At 25.3% G+C, this 348-nt stretch carries 1 protein-coding gene; it reads right to left on the bottom strand.

Annotated features, from left to right (window positions below; all coding sequences use genetic code 11):
• Positions 1-132 precede the first annotated feature (132 nt).
• Positions 133-348: hypothetical protein (locus IY230_RS01825; protein ID WP_196369638.1), on the bottom strand; the 216-nt coding region annotated here is incomplete at its 5' end.

Here is a 348-nt window from a genome sequence, read left to right as displayed (position 1 = left end):
AACCCGTAATTGATGTCCCTTTTTTGTGTCTGTGCCTTGCCCAATTATTTATGCTAAATTTTACTAATTTTGCAAAGGGATTTTGAATCTTTAAATTATAGTTTGCACATTATTAAATTGCAATCTATATAACTACTCTTCTTTATTAATTTGATCTCTTAATGCCTCTAATTCCTTCATTTGTCTTCGTACTTCTTCTTGTTGTTTTAAAAGTTCTTCTTTTTGAGATAATAATTTGGAGTTTTCTTTTTCTTTTTTATCACTATGTAAAACACTAACAATTTTTATAATTTGTAAAATAATAATTATCAAACATGGAATAATAACAATCAGTAAAATACCTATTGG

Source organism: Acholeplasma laidlawii, from assembly GCF_015709225.1.
GTDB lineage: Bacteria > Bacillota_I > Bacilli_A > Acholeplasmatales > Acholeplasmataceae > Acholeplasma > Acholeplasma laidlawii_A.
The sequence above is the reverse complement of the archived record's forward strand: the minus strand, read 5'-3'. Positions and strand labels throughout refer to the sequence as shown.